Genomic DNA, 21405 nt, shown 5'->3' on the forward strand with positions numbered 1-21405 from the left:
CGGTGCCTTGGTCGGTCATTTTCGGCTAGCATAGAGAACAAAACGTGGTCGCGAACGTTTTTTGAGAAAAGTACGGCCGCTCTTGTTTTCTTCTAAGAAGTGTCCCTGTTGATCAAAGCGGGAGACGGGAAAGATGATGCATTTCATGTTTTTAGATGAAAAGGAAGAGGTTGATGATGGATCAGTCACGAACGCCTTTATATGATGCCCTCATGCATCATTGGACACAGCGTCCGGTTTCCTTCCATGTGCCGGGCCATAAATATGGGACGGTGTTCGCAAAACAAGCGAAGACTATGTTTCTGCCGTTATTGGCATTGGATGCCACGGAGATTGCTGGCCTTGATGATTTGCATCATCCGGAGTCGGTCATTGCCGAGGCGCAGGCGTTAGCAGCTGAGCTGTATGGCGCCCGGGAGACGTTTTTTCTTGTGAACGGATCAACGGCAGGAAATTTGGCTATGATCGCCGCTGTATGTCGGGAAAAGGGACAGAAAGTGATTGTGCAACGCAACTGCCATAAGTCAATTATGCATGCGCTGCAACTGATGGGAGCGACTCCAGTTCTTCTTTCACCGGAAGTTGACAGCCATGTGCGTGTCGCCTCCCACGTTCGCACCGATCTCATCAAAGAAGCGCTGGCGTTGCATAGCGATGCGGTTGCCCTTGTGCTGACCAACCCGAATTACTATGGAATGGCCGTTGATTTGACAGAGATTGTCCGCTTGGCTCATGACCGGGGCATTCCTGTACTGGTGGATGAGGCTCATGGCGCCCACTTTGTCGCCGGTTGCCCGTTTCCTAAACCAGCGTTGGCATGCGGCGCTGATATCGTCGTACAATCGGCGCACAAAACGCTGCCCGCCATGACGATGGGGGCTTTTTTGCACGTGAACAGTGAACAGGTTGATATCGAGCGGTTGAAATATTTTTTGCAACTGTTTCAGTCAAGCAGCCCGTCCTATCCGATTATGGCGTCGCTTGACTTAGCGCGAAACTATGTGGCGGAACTTACGAAAGACGATGTGGCGGCGATCGTTGCTGAAGTGGAAGAATTGAAGGCTGTCATAGATGACATCGATGGAGTGGCCGTGGTGTCATCGCAGCAGTCTGGCGTGCAGACCGATTTGTTAAAGGTGACGGTGCAGACGCGCTGTCGGTTGACAGGGTATGAACTGCAGCAACAGCTCGAGCGTCAAGGAGTGTTTGCCGAGCTGGCTGATCCGTTCAATGTGTTGCTTGTTTGTCCGTTGGCGGCGACAGGGCGTCTTCGTGAAGCAGCAGAACGAATGAGGCGGGCATGGCGGCAATTGCCCACAGGCGAGGAGCCGACGTTTGGTTCGTTCATGTTGTCCGATTCGCCATTGTCAAGTGTCGTTTCGTACGAGAAATTGCGTCATGCACGGAAAAAGGCAGTGTCTTTAGAGGAAGCGGAAGGGTGTGTGGCGGCGGAAACGGTGATCCCATACCCTCCGGGGGTGCCGCTCATTTGGATTGGGGAGCAGGTCGGTTCGATCCATATTGCGCAAATTCGTGAACTTCTCCGCCATCGAGCGCATTGGCAAGGAGGAAGCCAGCTCCGGGAAGGGAAGCTCGTTGTATACGAATGGGAAGGGTAGAAAGGAGGCGACGACGATGAACGGATGCTTTTTTTCGTTTGAAGGGCCGGAGGGGGCCGGGAAAACGACGATAATCAGCAAACTCGAACGGTTTTTGCGGGAGCAGGGAATGGCGGTCTTAACAACGAGAGAGCCTGGAGGGGTCCGCATCGCCGAGGCGATTCGTTCGCTCATTTTAAACCGCGAGTACACGGAAATGGATGGACGCACGGAGGCGCTGTTGTATGCGGCAGCGAGAAGGCAGCACTTGCTGGAAAGGATTGTTCCAGCGCTTGAAGCCGGGTGCATCGTTCTTTGTGACCGGTTCGTTGACAGCTCTCTTGCTTACCAAGGATTTGCCCGCGGTCTTGGCATCGAAGAAGTATGGAAAATCAACGAGTTTGCCATTGACGGGTATATGCCGGACTTGACGATTTACTTTGATCTTGATCCGCGCATTGGACTCGAGCGAATTCGACACAACGCGAGAGAGGTCAATCGGCTTGATCTTGAGGCGTTGTCTTTCCATGATAAAGTAAGGGAAGGGTATCGGCGGTTGGTTGAGCGATTTGCCGATCGGATCGTTGTTATTGATGCGAGCCGCTCGCTTGATGATGTTTTCGCTGAAACGGCAGCAGTGGTGCTCGCTCGCCTGAAAGGAAGATGAAAGCGTGATTTCCATGAATCCGGTCGTGATGATGATGAGCGGACATGATAGAATAGAAAGTGAAAAAGGGGAAAAGAGTGATGACGATGCGGTGGGAACAGTTAGCGAAGCGGCAGCCTGTCGTGGCGAAAATGCTGCAAAGCGGGCTTGAAAAGGGACGGATCTCCCACGCCTATCTGTTTGAAGGGCGGCGAGGGACAGGAAAAAAAGCGGCGAGCCTTCTGTTGGCCAAAAGTTTGTTTTGCCTGTCCCCGTCTGGCGTCTTTCCATGTTTTCAATGCCGCAACTGCCGTCGCATCGATTCAGGCAATCATCCCGATGTGCGGGTGATCAGTCCGGATGGGGAAACGATCAAAAAAGAACAAATTGAATGGCTGCAGCGAGAGTTTACAAAAACGGCGGTCGAGTCGGATAAAAAAATGTACATTGTGGAGCACGCTGAACAAATGACGACAAGCGCCGCCAACAGCCTACTAAAGTTTTTAGAGGAACCGCATCCGGGAACGGTGGCGGTGTTGCTGACCGAGCAATATCACCGCCTGCTAGAAACGGTGATTTCCCGTTGCCAAGTGCTTTCGTTTCGGCCGTTGCCGCCATCGGAACTCGCCGATCAGCTTGTCGGCGAGGGGGTGCCGTTGCCGTTGGCATTGCTTGCTGCCCATTTGACAAACAGCGATGACGAGGCGTTGGCGCTCAGCCAAGATCGTTGGTTTGCCGAGGCTCGAACAGTAGTGCTACAATTATACGAGATGCTCAGCAAACCGGAGCTACAGCTGCTGTTTTTCGTGAATGACCGCTGGATTCCACATTTTTCCGAAAAACACCAGCTTGACTTGGGACTTCAGTTGCTTTTCTATCTGTATCGCGATTTGTTGCATATTCAGGCCGGACAGACGGACGGCTTGTTATACAGCGACCAACTTGAACGTTTGCAGCAATGGGCGCTCACTTGCCCGCAGCGTCGGATTTTGGACGGCATGGAAGCCATTTTGCAAGCGAAGGCGCGTTTCCATACAACGAATATGAGCACGGTGCTGCTTGTCGAGCAGCTCGCTCTTCAATTAAAGCGGTAAAGGAGGGAGAACGGTTGTATACAGTCGTCGGCGTCCGTTTTAAAAAAGCGGGGAAAATTTATTATTTTGATCCAGGCGATTTTGTCATTCCCGTCGGCGAATTTGTCATTGTCGAAACGGCTCGCGGGATTGAGTATGGCAAAGTCGTTATCGCCAATAAACAAGTCGATGAAAACGATATTGTGCTGCCGCTTAAAAAGGTGATTCGTGTTGCGAATGAAAAAGACAAATGGATCGTGGAAGAAAATAAAAAGGCGGCGCGGCAAGCGTATGATATTTGCTTGCGCAAAGTGGAAGAGCATGGGCTGGAAATGAAGCTTGTCGATGTGGAATACACGTTTGACCGCAATAAAGTGATTTTCTACTTCACGGCAGACGGACGGGTTGATTTTCGCGAGCTGGTGAAAGATTTGGCATCGATTTTCCGTACGCGCATCGAATTGCGGCAAATCGGGGTGCGCGATGAAGCGAAAATGCTCGGCGGCATCGGACCGTGCGGCCGCATGCTTTGCTGCTCGACATTTCTTGGCGATTTTGAGCCGGTGTCGATCAAAATGGCCAAAGACCAAAACTTGTCGCTCAATCCGACGAAAATTTCCGGATTGTGCGGACGGTTGATGTGTTGTTTGAAATACGAGAGCGAAGAGTATGAAACGGCGAAAGAACAGCTCCCGGATTTAGGGGAATACGTCGAGACACCGTACGGGTTTGGCAAAGTGGTCGGTTTGAACATTTTAGAGCGGGTGCTGCAAATCGAACTGCCGGAACACGGCCGGGTTGTTGAGTATACGCTGGATGAGTTGATGAAGAACGGAACGCTGTCCATTCGAGCGGCAGATTAAGTTGGGGTGGGGCCATGTGGAAAAAGTAGATAAACAGGAAGTGTTTCAATCGGTAACGAACATGGAAGAGCAGCTCAGCCATTTTTACCGCGAGCTTGTGCAGTTGAAACAACGGGTTGCGGAGCTGTTGGAGGAAAACCATCAGCTCCAGATCGAAAATGCCCATTTGCGCCGGCGCCTCGAAGAGCTGTCGGAGGCGTGGGAAGAGGGAAGGCGGAAAGGGGCGAAACATGGCAAAAAGTTGATCGACATTGGTGAAGGATATGACAATTTAGCTCGCCTTTACCAAGAGGGATTCCACATTTGCCATGTCCATTATGGAAGTGTCCGCACAGATGGTGATTGTTTGTTTTGTTTGTCGTTTTTAAACAAAAAATAAAAGCAACGCCATCCTTTCCGCTTTGGAAAGGTTATTTTTTCAATGGAGGAAGATGTATGACGGTGGAACTGCGCGAAGATGAACGGCTCGATTATTTGTTCAATGAGGAGCTCCGCATCATTCAAAGTCCATCCGTATTTTCCTTCTCCCTTGATGCCGTCCTGCTCGCCCATTTTGTCTATATGCCGATTCAAAAGGGAGAGATTGTCGATTTATGTACCGGCAATGGGGTCATCCCGTTGTTGTTGAGCCGGAGGACAAAAGGGACGATCATCGGCATGGAAATCCAGGAGCGGCTTTGCGACATGGCGAGGCGAAGCGTGCGGTACAACGGGCTGGAAGATCGCATTCACATCATTCATGGCGACATTAAAGAGGCGCCGTCACGCATCGGTTACAGCCGATATGATGTCGTTACGTGCAATCCGCCGTATTTTCCGATGGTCGGCAAAGATGAGCTCAGCAAAAATGAACATATGGCCATTGCTCGCCACGAAATTTATTGTACATTGAAAGACGTCGTTCGTATCAGCAGCCAGTTGTTGAAGCAAGGCGGCAAGGCGGCATTCGTCCATCGACCGGGGCGTCTTCTTGATTTGGTGACGTTGATGCGCCAATACCGGCTGGAACCAAAGAGGCTTCGTTTTGTTTATCCAAAAGCCGGGAAAGAGGCCAACATGATTTTAATCGAAGGAACGAAAGATGCGAGTCCGGATGTAAAAGTGCTGCCACCGCTGGTCGTTTACGGCGAGGATAATGAATATACTGAGGAGATCAAGGGGATCTTATCCGGCATCATTCCGTAAACGGGCTCGATTGACGGGCGGTCTTTCATCACGATGGTAAAGGGGCGGAACAGGATGCTTTGGCGACAAAATAGTTTTGCCGAATCGTCAAAACAGGGAACGCTGTATGTCGTTCCGACGCCGATCGGCAATTTGGAAGATATGACGTTTCGTGCGGTACGAACGCTGCGGGAGGTGGATGTGATCGCTGCGGAGGACACGAGGCAGACGAAAAAGCTGCTCGCCCATTTCGACATTCATACGCCGCTGGTGAGCTATCATGAGCATAATAAGTACGCCAGCGGCCGGCAGCTTGTCGAATGGTTGAAAGAAGGAAAAACGGTCGCGTTGGTGAGCGATGCGGGCATGCCGGGTATTTCCGATCCGGGGTATGAGCTGATCGCGGCGGCGCTCGCCGAGCGCTGTTCCGTTGTTCCGCTTCCCGGCCCCAATGCAGCTTTGACCGCATTGGTCGCCTCAGGACTGCCGACGGACCGCTTTTTGTTCGTCGGCTTTTTGGGGCGGGCAAAAAAAGAGAAGCGGGAACAGCTGCAATCGTTACAGGCGGCGACGGAGACGCTTATTTTTTATGAAGCCCCTCACCGCTTGAAGGAAACGCTCGCCCTGATGTACGAAGTGTTTGGCGAGCGGCGCATCGCCATTGGCCGTGAGCTGACGAAACGGTTTGAAGAGTTTATCCGCGGCGATTTGAGCGAGGCAGTTGCTTGGGTGGAGACGGCGGACATTCGCGGGGAATTTTGTTTGATCGTGGAGGGAGGAACGGGCGAAAAAGAGGAGGGCCAAGACGGGGAAGCGTGGTGGCAGCCGCTTTCGCTTGTCGAACATGTCGATTATTATATTCGCGAACATCGCCTCTCTCTCAAGGAAGCGGTCAAACAAGCGGCTGATGACCGAAATATGTCGAAACGTGACGTTTACCAAACCTATCACCAACAGCGAGAAAAAAAAGAGTTTCTCTGAAACCAGAGAAACTCTTTCCTTATTCTTCTTTGCCAGCGGCCGTTTCTAATTGTTGTTGGATTTCTTGCAACAAAATTTCTGCGCCTTCGCGGCTCAAAATGATTTTTCCGCCAGCCAGTTTAAAGTTGTCGTCCGACACTTCTCCTGTGACCACACACGTCATGTTTGGTTTGTATTTTTTCAAGATGATGCGGTCATCGTCAACGTAAATTTCCAAGGCGTCTTTTTCGTTAATATCCAAGGTGCGGCGCAGTTCAATCGGAATGACGACACGACCTAACTCATCCACTTTACGCACAATTCCTGTCGATTTCATCGTCTCGGTTCTCCTCTCCAAACAGAATAGTTTTGTCGTTTATTCGTCAATATTCGACAAGTTCCTACACCCTAATCATATCAGTGTTTCCATTAAGCGTCAATCCTTTAATATGTAAAATTTAAAAAAAATGTATTTTGTTATTTCAAAAAAGATTTGCTGATGGAGGAAAGCGAGTTTGCTGAGGTGAGTTGGCATCGGCCCTGATCGTGTCGACAACGAGAAAAGAAGATTGTCCGCGAATTTGGGCGTTGTCCATCTCGGAGCCGCCAAAAAGAGAACGAATGATGCCGGTTGCGAAAACCTTATCTTTCTATAATAAATTCGGGGCGATGATAGAAAATAGGACGGTATTTTGGAGCGCTCGGGTATATTTTTTTCGTCAAGGAGAAATAGATGTTTTTGTAGCAATGAAAAAATTATGTAAAATAGAAGTAACGCTGCTCCCGTCGCCGGACGGGGGTTTTTGTGCTCAACAGTACGAGGGAGGGCCTGTTGATGGAGAAAAAGACGTTTTATTTGACAACGCCGATTTATTACCCAAGCGATCGCTTGCATATCGGGCATGCGTATACGACGGTGGCGGGGGACGCGATGGCGCGCTATAAGCGGATGCGCGGGTACGATGTTATGTATTTGACCGGCACCGATGAGCACGGGCAAAAAATTCAGCGCAAGGCGGAGGAAAAAGGAGTGACGCCGCAGCAATACGTTGATGAAATCGTCGCCGGCATTCAGGAACTATGGAAAAAGCTTGATATTTCCTATGACGATTTCATCCGGACAACGCAGGAGCGGCATAAAAAAGTAGTGGAAGCCATTTTTGCCCGTCTTGTCGAACAAGGCGATATTTATTTGGGCGAGTATGAAGGCTGGTACTGTACGCCGTGCGAATCGTTTTACACCGAACGGCAGCTTGTCGACGGCAACTGCCCGGACTGCGGCCGTCCGGTTGAAAAAGTGAAAGAGCAGTCGTACTTTTTCCGGATGAGCAAATACGTCGACCGCTTGCTTCAATATTACGAGGAAAATCCGGATTTCATCCAGCCGGAATCGCGGAAAAATGAAATGATCAACAACTTTATTAAGCCGGGGCTTGAAGATTTGGCTGTGTCGCGGACAACGTTTGACTGGGGTATTCAAGTGCCCGGCGATCCGAAACATGTGATTTACGTCTGGATCGATGCGCTCGCCAACTATATCACCGCGCTTGGCTATGGTACGGACGATGACGAGAAGTTCCGCAAATATTGGCCGGCCGATGTTCATTTGGTCGGCAAAGAGATCGTTCGTTTCCATACGATTTATTGGCCGATTATGCTGATGGCGCTCGGCTTGCCGCTGCCGAAAAAAGTGTTCGGCCATGGCTGGCTGCTCATGAAAGACGGAAAAATGTCGAAATCGAAAGGCAATGTCGTTGACCCGGTGACGCTCATTGACCGGTATGGGATCGATGCGCTCCGCTATTATTTGCTGCGGGAAGTGCCGTTCGGTTCGGACGGTGTATTCACCCCGGAAGGGTTCGTTGAGCGTATCAACTACGATTTGGCCAATGACCTAGGCAATTTATTGCATCGCACTGTCGCGATGATTGAAAAATATTTCGCCGGGACCATTCCGCCGTACCGCGGGCCGAAGACGCCGTTTGACGAAGAGCTGACGCAAACGGCGCGTGAGGTGGTTCGACAATATGAAGAGGCGATGGAGCGGATGGAGTTTTCAGTGGCTCTTGCTTCCGTTTGGCAGCTGATCGGTCGCACGAACAAATACATTGACGAGACGCAACCGTGGGCATTGGCCAAAGATGAAAGCAAACGGGAAGAGCTCGCTTCCGTCATGGCTCACCTCGCAGAGTCGCTCCGCCATACGGCCGTTTTGTTGCAGCCGTTTTTGACGCGCACGCCGGAGCGTCTGTTTGCTCAGCTTGGCATCCATGACCGTTCATTGAAAGAATGGGACAGCTTGTACGATTTCGGCCTCATCCCGGAAGGAACGAAGGTGCAAAAAGGCGAGCCGCTCTTCCCGCGCTTGGACATTGAGGCGGAAGTCGAGTACATTAAGGCGCATATGCAAGGCGGCAAGCCGGCCGGTGAACCGGTCAAAGCGGAAACGTCAACCGCTGAGACCGCCGAAATTTCCATTGATGAGTTTGCCAAAGTCGACTTGCGCGTGGCCGAAGTCGTGCGCGCCGAACGGATGAAAAACGCCGACAAGCTGCTGAAGCTCGAGCTGGATCTTGGCGGCGAGAAACGGCAAGTGATCTCCGGCATCGCGGAATTTTACAAGCCAGAAGAACTCATCGGCAAAAAGGTCATTTGTGTCGCTAATTTAAAACCGGCCAAACTGCGCGGCGAATGGTCGGAAGGAATGATTTTGGCCGGCGGCAGCGGCGCGGAGTTTTCCTTGGCGACGGTTGACCGCCATGTTCCAAACGGAACGAAAATAAAGTGATGGCTGGGGGGTGTCGCGCCTGACACCTCCTTGTCGTTGTTTTGTAATGGAAATGTTAATGAATTGTGACGTATGTAACCAATTTCTATGCTACACTTAACATCAAGGTGGAAAAGAGGGTCATCGTATGCTTTTTGACACGCATGCCCATTTGAATGCGGTCCAGTACAAGGAAGATGTCGAACAAGTCATCGAACGCGCCCGCGCTGAAGGGGTTTCCCATATCGTTGTCGTTGGGTTTGACCGGCCGACGATTGCCCGAGCGATCGAGCTGGCTGAACAGCATTCGTTTATTTACGCGGCGGTCGGCTGGCACCCGGTGGATGCGATCGATATGACGGATGACGATTTGCAGATGATTGAACAGCTGGCTGCCCATCCGAAGGTAGTGGCGCTCGGCGAGATGGGGCTCGATTACCATTGGGATCGCTCGCCGAAAGACGTGCAGAAGGATGTGTTTCGCCGGCAAATTCGTCTGGCCAAAAGAGTGAAATTGCCGATCATCATCCATAACCGCGAAGCGACAGCGGATATTTTAGATATTTTGCAGGAGGAAAACGCCGCCGAAGTCGGCGGGATCATGCACTGTTTCAGCGGCAGCGTTGAAGTGGCGAAGCGGTGCTTGGACATGAATTTTCTCATTTCCCTTGGCGGACCGGTCACGTTTAAAAACGCGAAAAAACCGAAGGAAGTGGCAAAGGAAATCCCGCTCAGCCATTTGCTGATCGAGACCGATTGCCCATATTTAACGCCTCACCCTTTCCGCGGCAAACGGAATGAGCCGAGCTATGTCAAATACGTCGCCGAAGCCATCGCCGAAATCAAAGGTGTTTCCTTTGACGAAGTAGCAGAAACAACGGCGGAAAATGCCAAAAAATTGTTCGCCATAGACCGATAAAATAAGGCGTCGAATGTTGGGGAGGCTTGTCAAAAAAGAAGGAAAAAGGAATCCGTTCTACATATTCAGCCAAGATGGAACAACGGCGTGTCGACAAGTCTTCCTTCCTTTTTCACTGAATTTTCTGCATAATAGAGTATGCTCGCGCGTACATGTTAGAGGGAGAGGGGAATTTCAGGAGGAAAAGGAGGCGTTTCGTCTGATGTTGCCGAACGGGAGGAAATGGCTGGACTTATGGAGGAAAAACGTGACGGTCACAGCGGGAGGATTTCTCGCCATCTCCGCGACAACAGGAGTGGCCAGCTATGAGATGGCCAAAGATGATGTGACACTGACCGCCAATGGGGAAAAGCAGGAGATTCGCACGCATGCCCAAACGGTGAAGGAGCTACTTGCTGAGCAGCACATTGAACCGCGCAAGGAGGATTACGTTTATCCATCGCTCGATACACCGATCACTGACGATTTGCACATTATTTGGGAAGCGAGCAAAGAAGTAACGTTGGCGGTCAATGGGGAAAAGAAAACGATTTGGACGACGGCCGATACGGTCGCGGAGCTGCTCCGTTTGCAGCACGTGACGGTCGGTCCGCATGACAAAATTACGCCGTCGCTCTCAGCCAAAATTAAAAAAGGCATGAAGATCGGCGTTGAAAAAGCGTTCCCCGTCCGCATCGATGTCGGCGGCAAACAGCAGCAGGCATGGACCACTTCGACTACGGTCGCTGACTTTTTGAAGCAGCAAGGAATTCAGCTAGGGCAACTCGATCGCATCGAACCCTCCTTGCAGGAAACGGTCAGAGAGCCAATGACCATTCGCATTGTTCGGGTCAAAAAAGTCACCGATGTAGTGGAAGAGCCGATTGATTTTGCCGTGGTGACGAAGCGGGACGATTCGCTGCCAAAAGGAGAGCGGCGCGTCATTGCACCTGGGGAAAAAGGAAAAGTGCAAAAAACGTACGAGGTAACGCTGGAAAATGGAAAGGAAACGGCGCGCCGGCTGGTTGCTGCCAGAACGGTAAAAGAAAGCAAGGCGCGCATCATCGCCATCGGCACGAAAGCCGTGCCCCCACGGCGGACGTTATCCGACCGGCCATCCTCGCGCGGCGCGGATGATACCGCTGCGAAGGAGTTTTACGTCACCGCCACCGCCTATACCGCCTATTGCGAAGGATGTTCAGGCATCACAAGCACAGGCATCAACCTGCGAAAAAATCCTTCCGCCAAAGTGATTGCTGTCGACCCGTCCATCATCCCCCTCGGGTCGAAAGTATATGTGGAAGGATACGGATACGCCATTGCCGCTGACACCGGTTCTAGCATCCGTGGATACAAAATCGATGTGTTTTTCCCGGATCGGTCGGATGCGTTTCGTTGGGGCAGAAAACGCGTGAAAATACGGGTATTGCCATAAGACGGGCTGGGGCACAGCGGAGGGGTTTTTCCCCTCTGCTTTTTTTCGTTATAATGGCATTGTGCCAAGACGCCGCGCGCCTTGCTGCTTCTAATGAATTAGACGGTTGACGTGGAAAAAAGTTTCGATGAAATTGAAAAAATAAACATCAAGGAAGAACAAGCAGCAGCGCATTCTATTGCTTATTTTACCGGAAAGGAGGCCGTGCAGAAATAGGAAAAAGCTCTTATTCCAGGTTCTTCACCAACACGATGATCGATATGGGCATCCGCAAGGACACATCATCCGCCCTTACGCCGAATCTAGAAGGCCGGTGCGTTGTGGTGATGAACCTTATTCCGTCGTTTCTGCCATAATATGATGAAAGTGAAAGAAGTGATTGTCGTAGAAGGAAAAGATGATACGGCGGCCATTCGGCGCGCCGTTGACGCCGATACGATTGAAACCAATGGGGCGGCCATCGGTGCGGACGTGATTGAGCGGATCAGGCTGGCGAAAGAACGCCGCGGCGTGATTATTTTTACCGATCCCGATTTCCCGGGTGAAAAAATTCGCCGCACGATTGCCGAGCAGGTGCCGGGGTGCAAGCACGCGTTTTTGCCGCGCGAGGCGGCGAAAGCGAAAAACGGGAAAGGGATAGGGGTGGAACACGCGTCCCCTGACGATATCCGGCGGGCGCTGGCCAACGTGTATGAGGAAGCAGCGGATTGGAAAGAAGAAATTACGTTCACTGAACTGGTCGAAGCGGGATTGGTCGGCGGCAATATGGCGCGCCGGCGCCGGCAGCGTCTTGGGGAGGAGCTGAAAATCGGCTATGCGAACGGCCGGCAGTTTCATAAGCGGCTCCGAGTGTTCCGCATTTCCCGGGCCGCTTTCTATGACGCGCTGGCACAAGTCATACAGGAGGAGGCAGGCGATGCATAAAGATATTGCCACACCGGGGCGAACAAAAGCGATTTTGGAGCGGTATCGCGTTTCGCTGAAAAAGAGTCTCGGGCAAAACTTCTTGATTGACGCAAACATTTTGCGAAAGATTGTCGATGCGGCCGGCGTTTCCAGCGACACGGGCGCCATTGAAATCGGGCCGGGCATCGGGGCGCTCACCGAACAGTTGGCGCGGCGGGCGAAAAAAGTGATTGCCTTTGAAATTGATGGCCGCTTATTGCCGATTTTGGCCGACACGTTGTCCCCTTATCAAAATGTGCGCATCATTCATCAAGATGTGCTGAAAGCGGATTTGCACGCGGTGATCGCAGAACAATTGGCCGATGTCAGCGATCGAATGGTCGTCGCCAACTTGCCGTATTATGTGACGACGCCGATTCTCATGAAGTTGCTCAGCGAACGGCTGCCGATCCGCGGCATGGTTTTGATGATGCAAAAGGAAGTCGCTGACCGGCTTGCCGCCAAACCAGGAACGAAAGATTACGGTTCGCTGACGATTGCCGTGCAGTATTACACCGAGGCGGAAGTTGTGATGACGGTGCCGCGCACGGTTTTTATGCCGCAGCCGAACGTCGATTCCGCCGTCATCCGCCTGACGAAGCGGTCTGCCCCTCCTGTTGACGTCTCCGACGAAGAGACGTTTTTTCAAGTGGTGCGGGCCAGCTTCGCCCAACGCCGCAAAACGTTGTTCAACAATTTAGTGAACAATTTGCCGGGTGGGAAAGAGAAAAAAGGGCTCATTGAACAGGCGCTTGTCGCTGCAGGCATTGACCCGCGCCGCCGGGGCGAAACGCTCGACATGGCGGAGTTCGCCTCATTGAGCAACGAACTGGCGCCCCTTTTTGCCTAAAAGGCTGGTGAAAAACCGCTGTTTGCCTTGATCGATGATGGAACGCGCGAACATAGAGGTTGAGGCAACAAGTTTTTTTACTTGAGAAACGATTCGGAGAAGCGGTTGCGCGATTCAATCATCAGCCTTCTAAAAGCAGTTCGTTCCTGATTTGGGCCCGCCCATCGTTTTGCCCTTGCCTTCGTTGGGTACCGTTAGGCTGGCGCCCGATGGAAGTGCGCGGCTATCACCTATTGTCCGTCCTTGCATATCGTATGGATGACAACGATCATGCATTGGAGTGAGCGGGGATGGACGTCATTCAAATCGGCGATATTGTTGCGCGCAAGTCTTATCAATGCGATGTATTGTTTCGGGTCATCGATATTAAAGAAAAAAACGGCGAACGAGAAGCGATTTTGTATGGCGAAGATGTCCGCCTTGTTGCTGATGCGCCGTGCAGCGATCTCGTTGTGATCGACGAGCGGGAGCAGCAAGAACGCAAAAAACGGGAACGGGAATGGATTGAACAGTCTTACCGTTTGTTTCGCCAAGACTATCAAGCGATGAAGCAAAAAGTGGAGTATCGGGCAACGGGTGGATACCGGGTGGAGAAAGATTTTTTTCAAATTCCAGGGCGCGTTCTCCATTTGGACGGTGACCCGTTATATTTGCGCAAATGTTTAGATTTATACGAGCGGATTGGGGTGCCGGTGCATGGCGTTTACTGCGAGGAGAGCGAAATGCCGGAGGCGGTGGGCCATCTGATCGAGCAGTTTCGCCCGGATATTTTGGTCATCACCGGCCATGATTCATATTCGAAATCAAAAGGAGGCGTAAACGATTTAAAAGCCTACCGCCACTCGCGCCATTTTGTGCAAACCGTCAAAGAAGCGCGCAAAAAAATTCCCCACTTGGACCAGCTGATTATTTTTGCCGGAGCCTGCCAGTCCCACTTTGAGTCGCTCATCCGGGCTGGTGCCAATTTCGCCAGTTCGCCGGCAAGGGTGAACATTCACGCCCTTGATCCGGTCTATATTGTTTCACGGCTTAGTTTTACTCCGTTTACAGAGACCGTCGATGTATGGGATGTGCTTCGCAACACGTTGACCGGGGAGAAGGGGCTGGGAGGTGTTGAAACGAAAGGCGTTCTTCGCACCGGCATGCCGTTTCGCCTTATTGCGAATCGCGAGGAAAACCGCCACGGTTGATGGGCGGTTTTTTCTATCTTTTGTCGCATTTTTTTACAAAAAAGTTCCATGAGGTACATAAAAAGAAGGATATTGTAGAAAAATATGCATTGACAGAAACAAAAATGCACTGATATAATCATTATTTTTTGACTTTCAGGCCCAATTTTGTTATAATTGCAACCAGTGAGGTGGATGACGAATGCCAAAAACTTTATCCGATATTAAAAAAACGCTGGATTCTAATATCGGGAAACGGTTGACGCTGCGGGCCAACGGCGGACGCAGAAAAATGATTGAGCGTTGCGGCATTTTGGCGGAAACATACCCATCGGTATTTGTCATTGAACTGGATCAAAAAGAAAACTCGTTTGAACGGGTCTCGTTTAGTTACGCTGATGTATTGACAGAGACAGTCAAGTTGACGTTTTGGGATGACGAGCAAGCAGGGGGGCAGTAGACAACATTTGTTTGCTGCTTTTTGTTTTGCCGCGGAAAAAGCGCGGTTCGGCCTAGAAGGCTGCGTTCGATTAGGGAGAAAATCACAACGAATGAAATGATGACGCTGCCACGTTTTTCGGTTTGGGAAACACTGTCGAAGAGCAGTATTTCCCCTTACATCACCGGCCTCTTAGAAGGCTGGGGAAAAACAATCCATTCGCTTCATTGACGAGAAATCGCAACGAACGAATGGACGACGTTGCCACGTTGACAATGTTGAAGCGCAGCAGGTCCCCCTGCCATTGCCAGACATAAAGCGACCCTCTTCTTTTCATACTAAAACTGCCGCAGAAAGCCGTCTTTTTCTCAGCCGTAGGAAACCGGCCGGCGAGTTCGCCTGAGGATTGCGAAACATTTCGTGCCATTGCGCCACTGAACGGAGAAAGGGGTTGCTGACATTGGGTCGACGCCGTGGAGTGATGTCGCAACGCTTAAAGGAAGAGCTGGCGAAAGAGCTAGGCTTTTATGATGTCGTGCAGCGCGAAGGATGGGGCGCCATCCGTGCGAAAGACGCAGGAAACATGGTGAAATTGGCAATTGAACGGGCGGAACGTCAGCTGGCCGGAAAAACGGAATAGCATCGGCGGCGTGCTGCGGCGGGGGTGTCCCCAATCAAAGGGGCGCCCTTTTTTTGCATACATAAATTATGATTTGGCGGCGTCGTCAAGACGTGGTAATATGGTAAAATGGATTGACGGAAAAAGTCGGGGCGGGCGCGGCTCGCAGAGGGTTGACGTCCATTGGTGAATGCGCGTGGAAGTAGGTGAAGATGGAGTGGGATTGTCGATCAAGGCGCCGGCGAAAATCAATTTATCGCTTGATGTTCTATATAAACGGCCGGACGGCTATCATGAAGTGAAAATGGTGATGACGACGATCGATTTGGCCGATCGCATCGAGCTCATTCCGCTGCCCGGGGAAGATGTCATTCGCATCGTTTCCCAAAACCGTTTTGTGCCGGATGATTGCCGCAACTTGGCGTATCAGGCGGCTAAACTTCTGAAGGAGACGTTTTCGATTCGCGAAGGCGTGGCCATTTCGATTACAAAACATATTCCGGTCGCGGCCGGTTTAGCTGGGGGGAGTAGCGACGCTGCCGCGACGTTGCGCGGGCTGAATAAGCTTTGGAGGCTCGGGCTGACGACGCGCGAACTGGCGGAGCTTGGGGCAACCATCGGCTCAGATGTCGCTTTTTGTGTTTACGGTGGAACGGCTGTGGCGACAGGACGCGGGGAAATCATCACCCCGATCCCGTCTCCGCCGCCGTGCTGGGTCGTATTGGCCAAGCCTCCGATCGGCGTGTCAACGGCGGAAGTGTATCGAAACCTAGAGCTTGAGCATGTCGTTCATCCGGATGTCGACGCGATGGTGGAGGCGATTAAGCGGAAAGATTACGCGGCGATTTGCCGATCGGTCGGCAATGTCCTTGAAGAAGTGACATTAAAAAAATATCCGGAAGTCGCGCATATTAAAGAGCAAATGAAGCGCTTTGGCGCCGATGCCGTGTTGATGAGCGGAAGCGGGCCAACGGTGTTCGGCCTGATTGAACACGATTCCAGAATGCAGCGTGTATACAACGCGTTGCGCGGCTTTTGCGATCAAGTATTTGCCGTAAGACTGCTCGGTGAACGGCATTCCCTTGATTAAAAACGTACATTTTTGTTAAAATGTATTTATAATATTCGGTTTCGGGAGGTCGGCTATGAAGCTAAGGCGAAGCGGCCGTTTAGTGGATATGACGCATTATCTTCTTGAACGGCCCCATCAGCTCATTCCGCTGACGTTTTTTGCGGAGCGATACGAATCGGCCAAATCATCGATCAGTGAAGATTTAACGATCATTAAACAGACGTTCGAGCAGCAGGGAGTCGGAACGGTCCGGACGCTGCCCGGCGCCGCTGGCGGGGTACAGTATATTCCGAAAATGGCCGCCGAGGAAGCGGACGAGGTGGTTGCCTATTTATGCGGGCAGTTGTCGCGCCCAGATCGGCTCCTCCCCGGGGGATACTTGTATATGACGGACATTCTTGGCGACCCAAGGATTATGAATAAAATCGGCCGCCTTTATGCATCGATTTTCGCCGACCGTCCGGTAGATGTCGTCATGACGATCGCCACCAACGGCATTCCGCTCGCCTACGCCGTCGCCCATTTTTTGTACGTGCCTGTTGTCATCGTCCGCCATGATAATAAAGCAACGGAAGGACCGATGGTGAGCATCAACTATGTATCCGGTTCGTCCAAACGCATCCAAACGATGGTTTTGTCGAAGCGGAGCTTGGCGGAGGGGGCGAACGTGCTCATCATCGACGACTTTATGAAGGCCGGAGGCACCATCAACGGCATGATCAGCTTGCTGCAGGAGTTTCGCGGAAATGTGTCTGGCATCGGTGTGCTCGTCGAATCGGAAGAGGCAAAGGAGCGGTTGGTGGACGAGTACATTTCGCTCGTCAAATTGTCCGAGGTGGATGTGAAGGAAAAGCGCATCGCCGTCAAAGAAGGCAACTACAAATCCTTTGTTTGATCGATCTTATCATCCAAAACAAGAAAGGGGAACAAACGATGAAAAAAGTCGAAACGACAAAAGCGCCACAAGCGATTGGCCCTTATTCGCAAGGCATCATCGTTAACAATATGTTTTACAGCTCAGGGCAAATCCCGCTTACCCCGGAAGGTGAAATGGTAAAAGGCGATATTCAAGCGCAGACGCATCAAGTGTTTCAAAACTTGAAAGCCGTTCTCGAGGCAGCAGGCGCGTCGCTCGATACCGTTGTCAAGACAACCGTATTTTTGAAAAGCATGGACGATTTTGCGGCCATGAACGAAGTTTACAGCCAATACTTCCCGAATCACAAACCGGCGCGTTCGTGCGTGGAAGTCGCTCGTCTGCCGAAAGACGCCCTTGTTGAAATTGAAGTCGTCGCCCTTGTTCGCTAACGAAATGGCCACCACTTTTTCCCTGTGAAAATTTTATAAAAAATTTTTCGAAAAAGCAGGAAAAGGCTCGGATGCGTGGAATTAATACATCGAGTCTCATATCGGGAAAAGGTGGTGAGCAGATATGGAAGTGACAGACGTAAGATTACGCCGCGTCAATACCGAAGGTCGGATGAAAGCGATCGCTTCCATCACGTTGGACAATGAATTTGTCGTCCATGACATCCGCGTGATTGACGGAAACAATGGGCTGTTCGTTGCCATGCCGAGCAAGCGCACTCCGGATGGGGAGTTCCGCGATATCGCACATCCGATCAATTCCGCTACGCGCGGAAAAATCCAAGAGGCGATTCTTGCTGAATACCACCGCCTCGGGAAGATGGAAGAAGAACTTGAAGAAGCGGGCGCTTCGTAAACATATGAGAGGGAGCTGAGGTGAAATTCACCAAGCTCTCTATTTTTTTGGCAACCGCATTGTTTCCTTGAAAAGTGAGGCCGATTCATATATATTCAATTATGGATAAAAGGGTAATTGGGGGCCTTTCACATGAATCGATATGCGGTCGTTTTGGCGGCCGGACAAGGAACGCGGATGAAATCAAAGCAGTATAAAGTGCTTCATCCCGTTTGCGGCAAGCCAATGGTTCAGCATGTAGTAGACCAAGTCTCCAAGCTTGGGGTGGAAAAAACGGTTGTCGTCGTCGGATTTGGGGCGGAGCAAGTGAAAGAACAGCTTGGCTCCCAGTGTGAATATGCCTTGCAGGAAGAGCAGCTGGGAACAGCGCACGCGGTGATGCAAGCGGCTGCGCACTTGCGCGGCCTTGAGGGGATCACGATCGTGGTTTGCGGGGATACGCCGCTCATTACCGCCGAAACGATGGAAGCGTTGATCCAACATCACGTCAACGCCGAGGCGAAAGCGACGGTGTTAACGGCCATCGCCGAAAATCCGACTGGATATGGCCGCATTGTCCGCAATAAAGCCGGCCATGTCGAAAAAATTGTCGAACATAAAGATGCGAGCGAAGAAGAAAAGAGCATTTGTGAGATTAACACCGGAACGTATTGCTTTGATAACCAAACGTTGTTTCAAGCGCTTACAAACGTGACCAATGACAATGCTCAAGGGGAATATTACTTAACCGATGTGATTGAGATTATCAAAGCGAACGGCGGTGTGGTGTCCGCCTATCAGGCGCCGTCGTTTGAGGAAACGATCGGCGTCAACGACCGCATCGCTCTTGCTGAAGCGGAGCGGCTCATGCGCCGCCGCATCTGCCGCCATCACATGCAAAACGGAGTGACCATCGTTGATCCGGATGCTACGTACATTTCCGCTGACGCAGTGATTGGGCGCGATACGGTCATTTACCCTGGCACCGTGATCGAAGGCGAAACCGTGATCGGCGAAGATTGTGTCATCGGCCCTTATTCGGAAATCAGCCGCTGTATGATCGGTCATCGCACCTCGATTCGTCATTCCGTCGCTCATGACAGCGAAATCGGCTCCGATGTCACGATCGGTCCGTTCGCCCATATCCGTCCGCTGTCCAAAATCGATGATGACGTGCGAATCGGCAATTTTGTCGAAGTGAAAAAATCGACATTCGGTAAAGGAAGCAAAGCGTCGCATTTAAGCTATATCGGCGATGCCGAAGTCGGCGCTGAGGTGAATCTTGGCTGCGGTTCGATTACCGTCAACTACGATGGGGTCAACAAGCACCTCACGAAAATTGAAGATGGGGCGTTTATCGGTTGCAACGTGAATTTGATCGCGCCGGTCACCGTCGGCCGAGGTGCTTACGTCGCCGCTGGATCGACGGTCACCGACGATGTTCCCGGCCGTGCGCTCGCCATTGCCCGGGCGCGGCAGGTCAATAAGGAAAACTATGCCGACCGTCTGCCAGGCAAGAAAAAATCGTGATGGAGGTTTATCATGTCTGACTGCCAGCACCAATTAAAGTTGTTCGCCCTGAACTCCAACATGAAGCTCGCCCAAGAAATCGCTGAAGTCTTGGGAATGGAGCTTGGCAAATGCTCCGTTTCCCGCTTTAGCGATGGGGAAATTCAAATTAATATCGAAGAAAGCATCCGCGGCGATGATGTATTTGTGATTCAATCAACGAGTGTACCGGTCAATGAGCATTTAATGGAGCTGCTCATCATGATCGATGCGCTCAAACGCGCCTCGGCCCGTACGATCAACATTGTGATGCCGTATTACGGTTATGCGCGCCAAGACCGGAAAGCGCGCTCGCGCGAACCGATCACGGCCAAGCTGATCGCCAATTTGCTCGAGACGGCAGGAGCGTCGCGCGTCATTACGCTTGATTTGCACGCTCCGCAAATTCAAGGATTTTTCGATATCCCGATCGATCATCTGATGGGTGTGCCGATTTTAGCCGATTATTTCAAAAGCAAGCAACTGGAAGATATCGTCGTCGTTTCGCCGGATCATGGCGGTGTGACACGGGCGCGGAAGCTGGCTGATCGCTTGAAGGCGCCGATTGCCATCATCGACAAGCGCCGGCCGAGGCCGAACGTGGCGGAAGTGATGAACATCGTCGGGCAGGTGGCGGGGAAAACGGCCATTTTGATCGACGACATCATCGATACGGCCGGCACGATTACGTTGGGCGCCAACGCTCTTGCGGAACACGGGGCAAAGGAAGTGTACGCCTGTTGCACCCATCCGGTGTTGTCCGGCCCAGCGATTGAGCGCATTCAAAATTCCAAAATTAAAGAGCTCGTCGTCACCAATTCAATCGCCTTGCCAGAAGAGAAGAAAATTGATAAAATTGTAGAGCTGTCGGTGGCGCCGCTCATTGCCGAAGCGATCACGCGCGTCTATCAAATGAAGTCTGTCAGCGTCCTGTTCGACTGACAACGAAAACATGTTTATCCCTTCTTGTTTTAGGATAAAGTAATCAATAGATTCTAATTCAGGAAGGTGAGGAAACATGACGATCGTGTTGGAAGCGAAAGAACGCACAGACAAAAAACGTTCGACATTGCGCCGTATTCGTTCGCAAGGAGGCATTCCGGCCGTTTTGTACGGCAAGAAAGTCGAAAACAAAATGATCGCAGTCAGCGCCGCTGAGCTGGAAAAAGTGCTTCGCGAAGGCGGACGCACAAGCCTGCTGACGCTGAAAGTCGGCGGCCAAGATTACTCGGTGCTGCTGCGCGAGATGCAGCGCGATCCGCTGCGCGGCGAGCTGCTCCATGCCGATTTTCAAGCCGTCGACTTATCGACTGAGGTGGATATTGACGTTGAAGTGCGTTTAATCGGCGAGGCGCCTGGCGTCAAAGATGGCGGTGTGCTGCAGCAAAACTTGCATGAGCTGTCCATCCGCGTTTTGCCCGCCAACATTCCGCCAGCGATTGAAGTCGACATTTCCGGGCTGCAAGTCGGCGATACCATCACCGTTGGCGACGTGCAAACGAACGGCCAATTTGAAATTAACCATGAACCTTCCGAAGTGATCGCCACGATCTTGCCGCCGCAGCAGGAAGAAGAAATTCACAGCGGCGAACAGCAAGAACCGGGGCGTCCTGATGCTGAGGAAGGAAGAGAGACAACGCCGGAAGAATGACAGACG

At 51.6% G+C, this 21405-nt stretch carries 23 protein-coding genes; 22 read left to right on the forward strand and 1 reads right to left on the reverse strand.

All coding sequences use genetic code 11. The features are described from left to right. Positions 1–176: 176 nt before the first annotated feature. From GC56T2_RS00180 to rsmI, 7 genes are all read left to right on the forward strand, one after another. Positions 177–1619: an aminotransferase class I/II-fold pyridoxal phosphate-dependent enzyme gene (locus GC56T2_RS00180; protein ID WP_144976939.1), complete on the forward strand. Its 1443-nt coding sequence runs from the start codon at positions 177–179 to the stop codon at positions 1617–1619. Positions 1620–1635: 16 nt separating this feature from the next. After that, positions 1636–2265 (forward strand): dTMP kinase, encoded by a 630-nt coding sequence (tmk, locus tag GC56T2_RS00185; protein ID WP_144972283.1) that lies wholly within the window; start codon positions 1636–1638, stop codon positions 2263–2265. An 80-nt stretch (positions 2266–2345) separates the two neighbouring features. Further along, positions 2346–3338 (forward strand): DNA polymerase III subunit delta', encoded by a 993-nt coding sequence (gene holB / locus GC56T2_RS00190; protein ID WP_033842746.1) that lies wholly within the window; start codon positions 2346–2348, stop codon positions 3336–3338. Positions 3339–3352: 14 nt separating this feature from the next. After that, complete coding sequence (locus GC56T2_RS00195; protein WP_033842745.1) at positions 3353–4180, forward strand: PSP1 domain-containing protein; 828 nt, start codon at positions 3353–3355, stop codon at positions 4178–4180. 61 nt (positions 4181–4241) lie between these two features. Then, complete coding sequence (yabA, locus tag GC56T2_RS00200; protein WP_051962785.1) at positions 4242–4559, forward strand: DNA replication initiation control protein YabA; 318 nt, start codon at positions 4242–4244, stop codon at positions 4557–4559. Between the two features lie 56 nt (positions 4560–4615). Next, the gene (locus tag GC56T2_RS00205) at positions 4616–5365 is read left to right on the forward strand and encodes a tRNA1(Val) (adenine(37)-N6)-methyltransferase (protein WP_144972285.1); all 750 of its coding nucleotides are present in this window, start codon (positions 4616–4618) and stop codon (positions 5363–5365) included. A 54-nt stretch (positions 5366–5419) separates the two neighbouring features. Beyond that, positions 5420–6325, forward strand: a complete 906-nt coding sequence (gene rsmI / locus GC56T2_RS00210; protein WP_144972287.1) for a 16S rRNA (cytidine(1402)-2'-O)-methyltransferase — start codon at positions 5420–5422, stop codon at positions 6323–6325. A 19-nt stretch (positions 6326–6344) separates the two neighbouring features. Here rsmI and GC56T2_RS00215 read toward each other — a convergent pair whose 3' ends face one another. Beyond that, positions 6345–6641: a transition state genes transcriptional regulator AbrB gene (locus GC56T2_RS00215; RefSeq protein ID WP_033017948.1), complete on the reverse strand. Its 297-nt coding sequence runs from the start codon at positions 6639–6641 to the stop codon at positions 6345–6347. Between the two features lie 498 nt (positions 6642–7139). On the opposite strand from GC56T2_RS00215, the gene metG reads away from it, so the two are divergent. The 15 genes from metG to GC56T2_RS00290 all read left to right on the forward strand — a co-directional run bounded on the left by metG (position 7140) and on the right by GC56T2_RS00290 (position 21399). Next, positions 7140–9092 carry a methionine--tRNA ligase gene (gene metG / locus GC56T2_RS00220; RefSeq protein WP_144972289.1) on the forward strand — a complete coding sequence of 651 codons (1953 nt, stop codon included), beginning with the start codon at positions 7140–7142 and terminating at the stop codon, positions 9090–9092. A 127-nt stretch (positions 9093–9219) separates the two neighbouring features. After that, positions 9220–9990 carry a TatD family hydrolase gene (locus tag GC56T2_RS00225; RefSeq protein ID WP_033842739.1) on the forward strand — a complete coding sequence of 257 codons (771 nt, stop codon included), beginning with the start codon at positions 9220–9222 and terminating at the stop codon, positions 9988–9990. Between the two features lie 202 nt (positions 9991–10192). Continuing rightward, entirely contained in the window at positions 10193–11404 is a 1212-nt protein-coding gene (locus GC56T2_RS00230; protein WP_144972292.1) for a G5 and 3D domain-containing protein, read from the forward strand. A gap of 360 nt (positions 11405–11764) precedes the next feature. Continuing rightward, the gene (gene rnmV, locus GC56T2_RS00235; RefSeq protein WP_033022423.1) at positions 11765–12328 is read left to right on the forward strand and encodes a ribonuclease M5; all 564 of its coding nucleotides are present in this window, start codon (positions 11765–11767) and stop codon (positions 12326–12328) included. After that, positions 12321–13199: a 16S rRNA (adenine(1518)-N(6)/adenine(1519)-N(6))-dimethyltransferase RsmA gene (gene rsmA, locus GC56T2_RS00240; protein WP_033022410.1), complete on the forward strand. Its 879-nt coding sequence runs from the start codon at positions 12321–12323 to the stop codon at positions 13197–13199. The genes rnmV and rsmA overlap by 8 nt, the downstream gene beginning before the upstream one ends. Before the next feature lie 290 nt (positions 13200–13489). Further along, entirely contained in the window at positions 13490–14389 is a 900-nt protein-coding gene (gene yabG / locus GC56T2_RS00245) for a sporulation peptidase YabG (protein WP_144972294.1), read from the forward strand. Positions 14390–14570: 181 nt separating this feature from the next. Then, on the forward strand, positions 14571–14828 hold the full coding sequence (gene veg, locus GC56T2_RS00250; RefSeq protein ID WP_011229553.1) for a biofilm formation stimulator Veg: 258 nt from the start codon (positions 14571–14573) through the stop codon (positions 14826–14828). 439 nt (positions 14829–15267) lie between these two features. Continuing rightward, entirely contained in the window at positions 15268–15447 is a 180-nt protein-coding gene (locus tag GC56T2_RS00255) for a small, acid-soluble spore protein, alpha/beta type (protein WP_165570950.1), read from the forward strand. 196 nt (positions 15448–15643) lie between these two features. Further along, on the forward strand, positions 15644–16516 hold the full coding sequence (gene ispE / locus GC56T2_RS00260) for a 4-(cytidine 5'-diphospho)-2-C-methyl-D-erythritol kinase (RefSeq protein ID WP_144972296.1): 873 nt from the start codon (positions 15644–15646) through the stop codon (positions 16514–16516). A gap of 55 nt (positions 16517–16571) precedes the next feature. Beyond that, on the forward strand, positions 16572–17393 hold the full coding sequence (gene purR / locus GC56T2_RS00265; RefSeq protein ID WP_033842736.1) for a pur operon repressor: 822 nt from the start codon (positions 16572–16574) through the stop codon (positions 17391–17393). 38 nt (positions 17394–17431) lie between these two features. Next, positions 17432–17806 carry a RidA family protein gene (locus GC56T2_RS00270; RefSeq protein ID WP_033842734.1) on the forward strand — a complete coding sequence of 125 codons (375 nt, stop codon included), beginning with the start codon at positions 17432–17434 and terminating at the stop codon, positions 17804–17806. Between the two features lie 124 nt (positions 17807–17930). After that, positions 17931–18221: a septation regulator SpoVG gene (gene spoVG, locus GC56T2_RS00275; RefSeq protein ID WP_033022394.1), complete on the forward strand. Its 291-nt coding sequence runs from the start codon at positions 17931–17933 to the stop codon at positions 18219–18221. Positions 18222–18353: 132 nt separating this feature from the next. After that, a complete protein-coding gene (glmU, locus tag GC56T2_RS00280; protein WP_144972298.1) occupies positions 18354–19730 on the forward strand; it encodes a bifunctional UDP-N-acetylglucosamine diphosphorylase/glucosamine-1-phosphate N-acetyltransferase GlmU in 1377 nt (458 codons plus the stop codon). 12 nt (positions 19731–19742) lie between these two features. Then, entirely contained in the window at positions 19743–20690 is a 948-nt protein-coding gene (locus GC56T2_RS00285; RefSeq protein WP_144972300.1) for a ribose-phosphate diphosphokinase, read from the forward strand. 76 nt (positions 20691–20766) lie between these two features. Beyond that, entirely contained in the window at positions 20767–21399 is a 633-nt protein-coding gene (locus tag GC56T2_RS00290; RefSeq protein WP_033842732.1) for a 50S ribosomal protein L25/general stress protein Ctc, read from the forward strand. Positions 21400–21405 lie beyond the last annotated feature (6 nt).

The sequence above is a fragment of the Geobacillus sp. C56-T2 genome (genome assembly GCF_007829715.1).
Lineage (GTDB): Bacteria > Bacillota > Bacilli > Bacillales > Anoxybacillaceae > Geobacillus > Geobacillus icigianus.

Excerpts from the sequence above, each read along its gene's own strand:
- GC56T2_RS00230 (WP_144972292.1), top strand. The coding sequence starts at position 10,193 with ATGTTGCCGAACGGGAGGAAATGGCTGGACTTATGGAGGAAAAACGTG.
- veg (WP_011229553.1), top strand. The coding sequence starts at position 14,571 with ATGCCAAAAACTTTATCCGATATTAAAAAAACGCTGGATTCTAATATC.
- GC56T2_RS00205 (WP_144972285.1), top strand. The coding sequence starts at position 4,616 with ATGACGGTGGAACTGCGCGAAGATGAACGGCTCGATTATTTGTTCAAT.
- spoVG (WP_033022394.1), top strand. The coding sequence starts at position 17,931 with ATGGAAGTGACAGACGTAAGATTACGCCGCGTCAATACCGAAGGTCGG.
- rsmI (WP_144972287.1), top strand. The coding sequence starts at position 5,420 with ATGCTTTGGCGACAAAATAGTTTTGCCGAATCGTCAAAACAGGGAACG.
- metG (WP_144972289.1), top strand. The coding sequence starts at position 7,140 with ATGGAGAAAAAGACGTTTTATTTGACAACGCCGATTTATTACCCAAGC.
- rnmV (WP_033022423.1), top strand. The coding sequence starts at position 11,765 with ATGAAAGTGAAAGAAGTGATTGTCGTAGAAGGAAAAGATGATACGGCG.
- yabG (WP_144972294.1), top strand. The coding sequence starts at position 13,490 with ATGGACGTCATTCAAATCGGCGATATTGTTGCGCGCAAGTCTTATCAA.
- GC56T2_RS00225 (WP_033842739.1), top strand. The coding sequence starts at position 9,220 with ATGCTTTTTGACACGCATGCCCATTTGAATGCGGTCCAGTACAAGGAA.
- yabA (WP_051962785.1), top strand. The coding sequence starts at position 4,242 with ATGGAAGAGCAGCTCAGCCATTTTTACCGCGAGCTTGTGCAGTTGAAA.
- GC56T2_RS00285 (WP_144972300.1), top strand. The coding sequence starts at position 19,743 with ATGTCTGACTGCCAGCACCAATTAAAGTTGTTCGCCCTGAACTCCAAC.
- GC56T2_RS00180 (WP_144976939.1), top strand. The coding sequence starts at position 177 with ATGGATCAGTCACGAACGCCTTTATATGATGCCCTCATGCATCATTGG.
- purR (WP_033842736.1), top strand. The coding sequence starts at position 16,572 with ATGAAGCTAAGGCGAAGCGGCCGTTTAGTGGATATGACGCATTATCTT.
- rsmA (WP_033022410.1), top strand. The coding sequence starts at position 12,321 with ATGCATAAAGATATTGCCACACCGGGGCGAACAAAAGCGATTTTGGAG.
- holB (WP_033842746.1), top strand. The coding sequence starts at position 2,346 with ATGACGATGCGGTGGGAACAGTTAGCGAAGCGGCAGCCTGTCGTGGCG.
- GC56T2_RS00270 (WP_033842734.1), top strand. The coding sequence starts at position 17,432 with ATGAAAAAAGTCGAAACGACAAAAGCGCCACAAGCGATTGGCCCTTAT.
- GC56T2_RS00290 (WP_033842732.1), top strand. The coding sequence starts at position 20,767 with ATGACGATCGTGTTGGAAGCGAAAGAACGCACAGACAAAAAACGTTCG.
- glmU (WP_144972298.1), top strand. The coding sequence starts at position 18,354 with ATGAATCGATATGCGGTCGTTTTGGCGGCCGGACAAGGAACGCGGATG.
- tmk (WP_144972283.1), top strand. The coding sequence starts at position 1,636 with ATGAACGGATGCTTTTTTTCGTTTGAAGGGCCGGAGGGGGCCGGGAAA.
- GC56T2_RS00215 (WP_033017948.1), bottom strand. The coding sequence starts at position 6,641 with ATGAAATCGACAGGAATTGTGCGTAAAGTGGATGAGTTAGGTCGTGTC.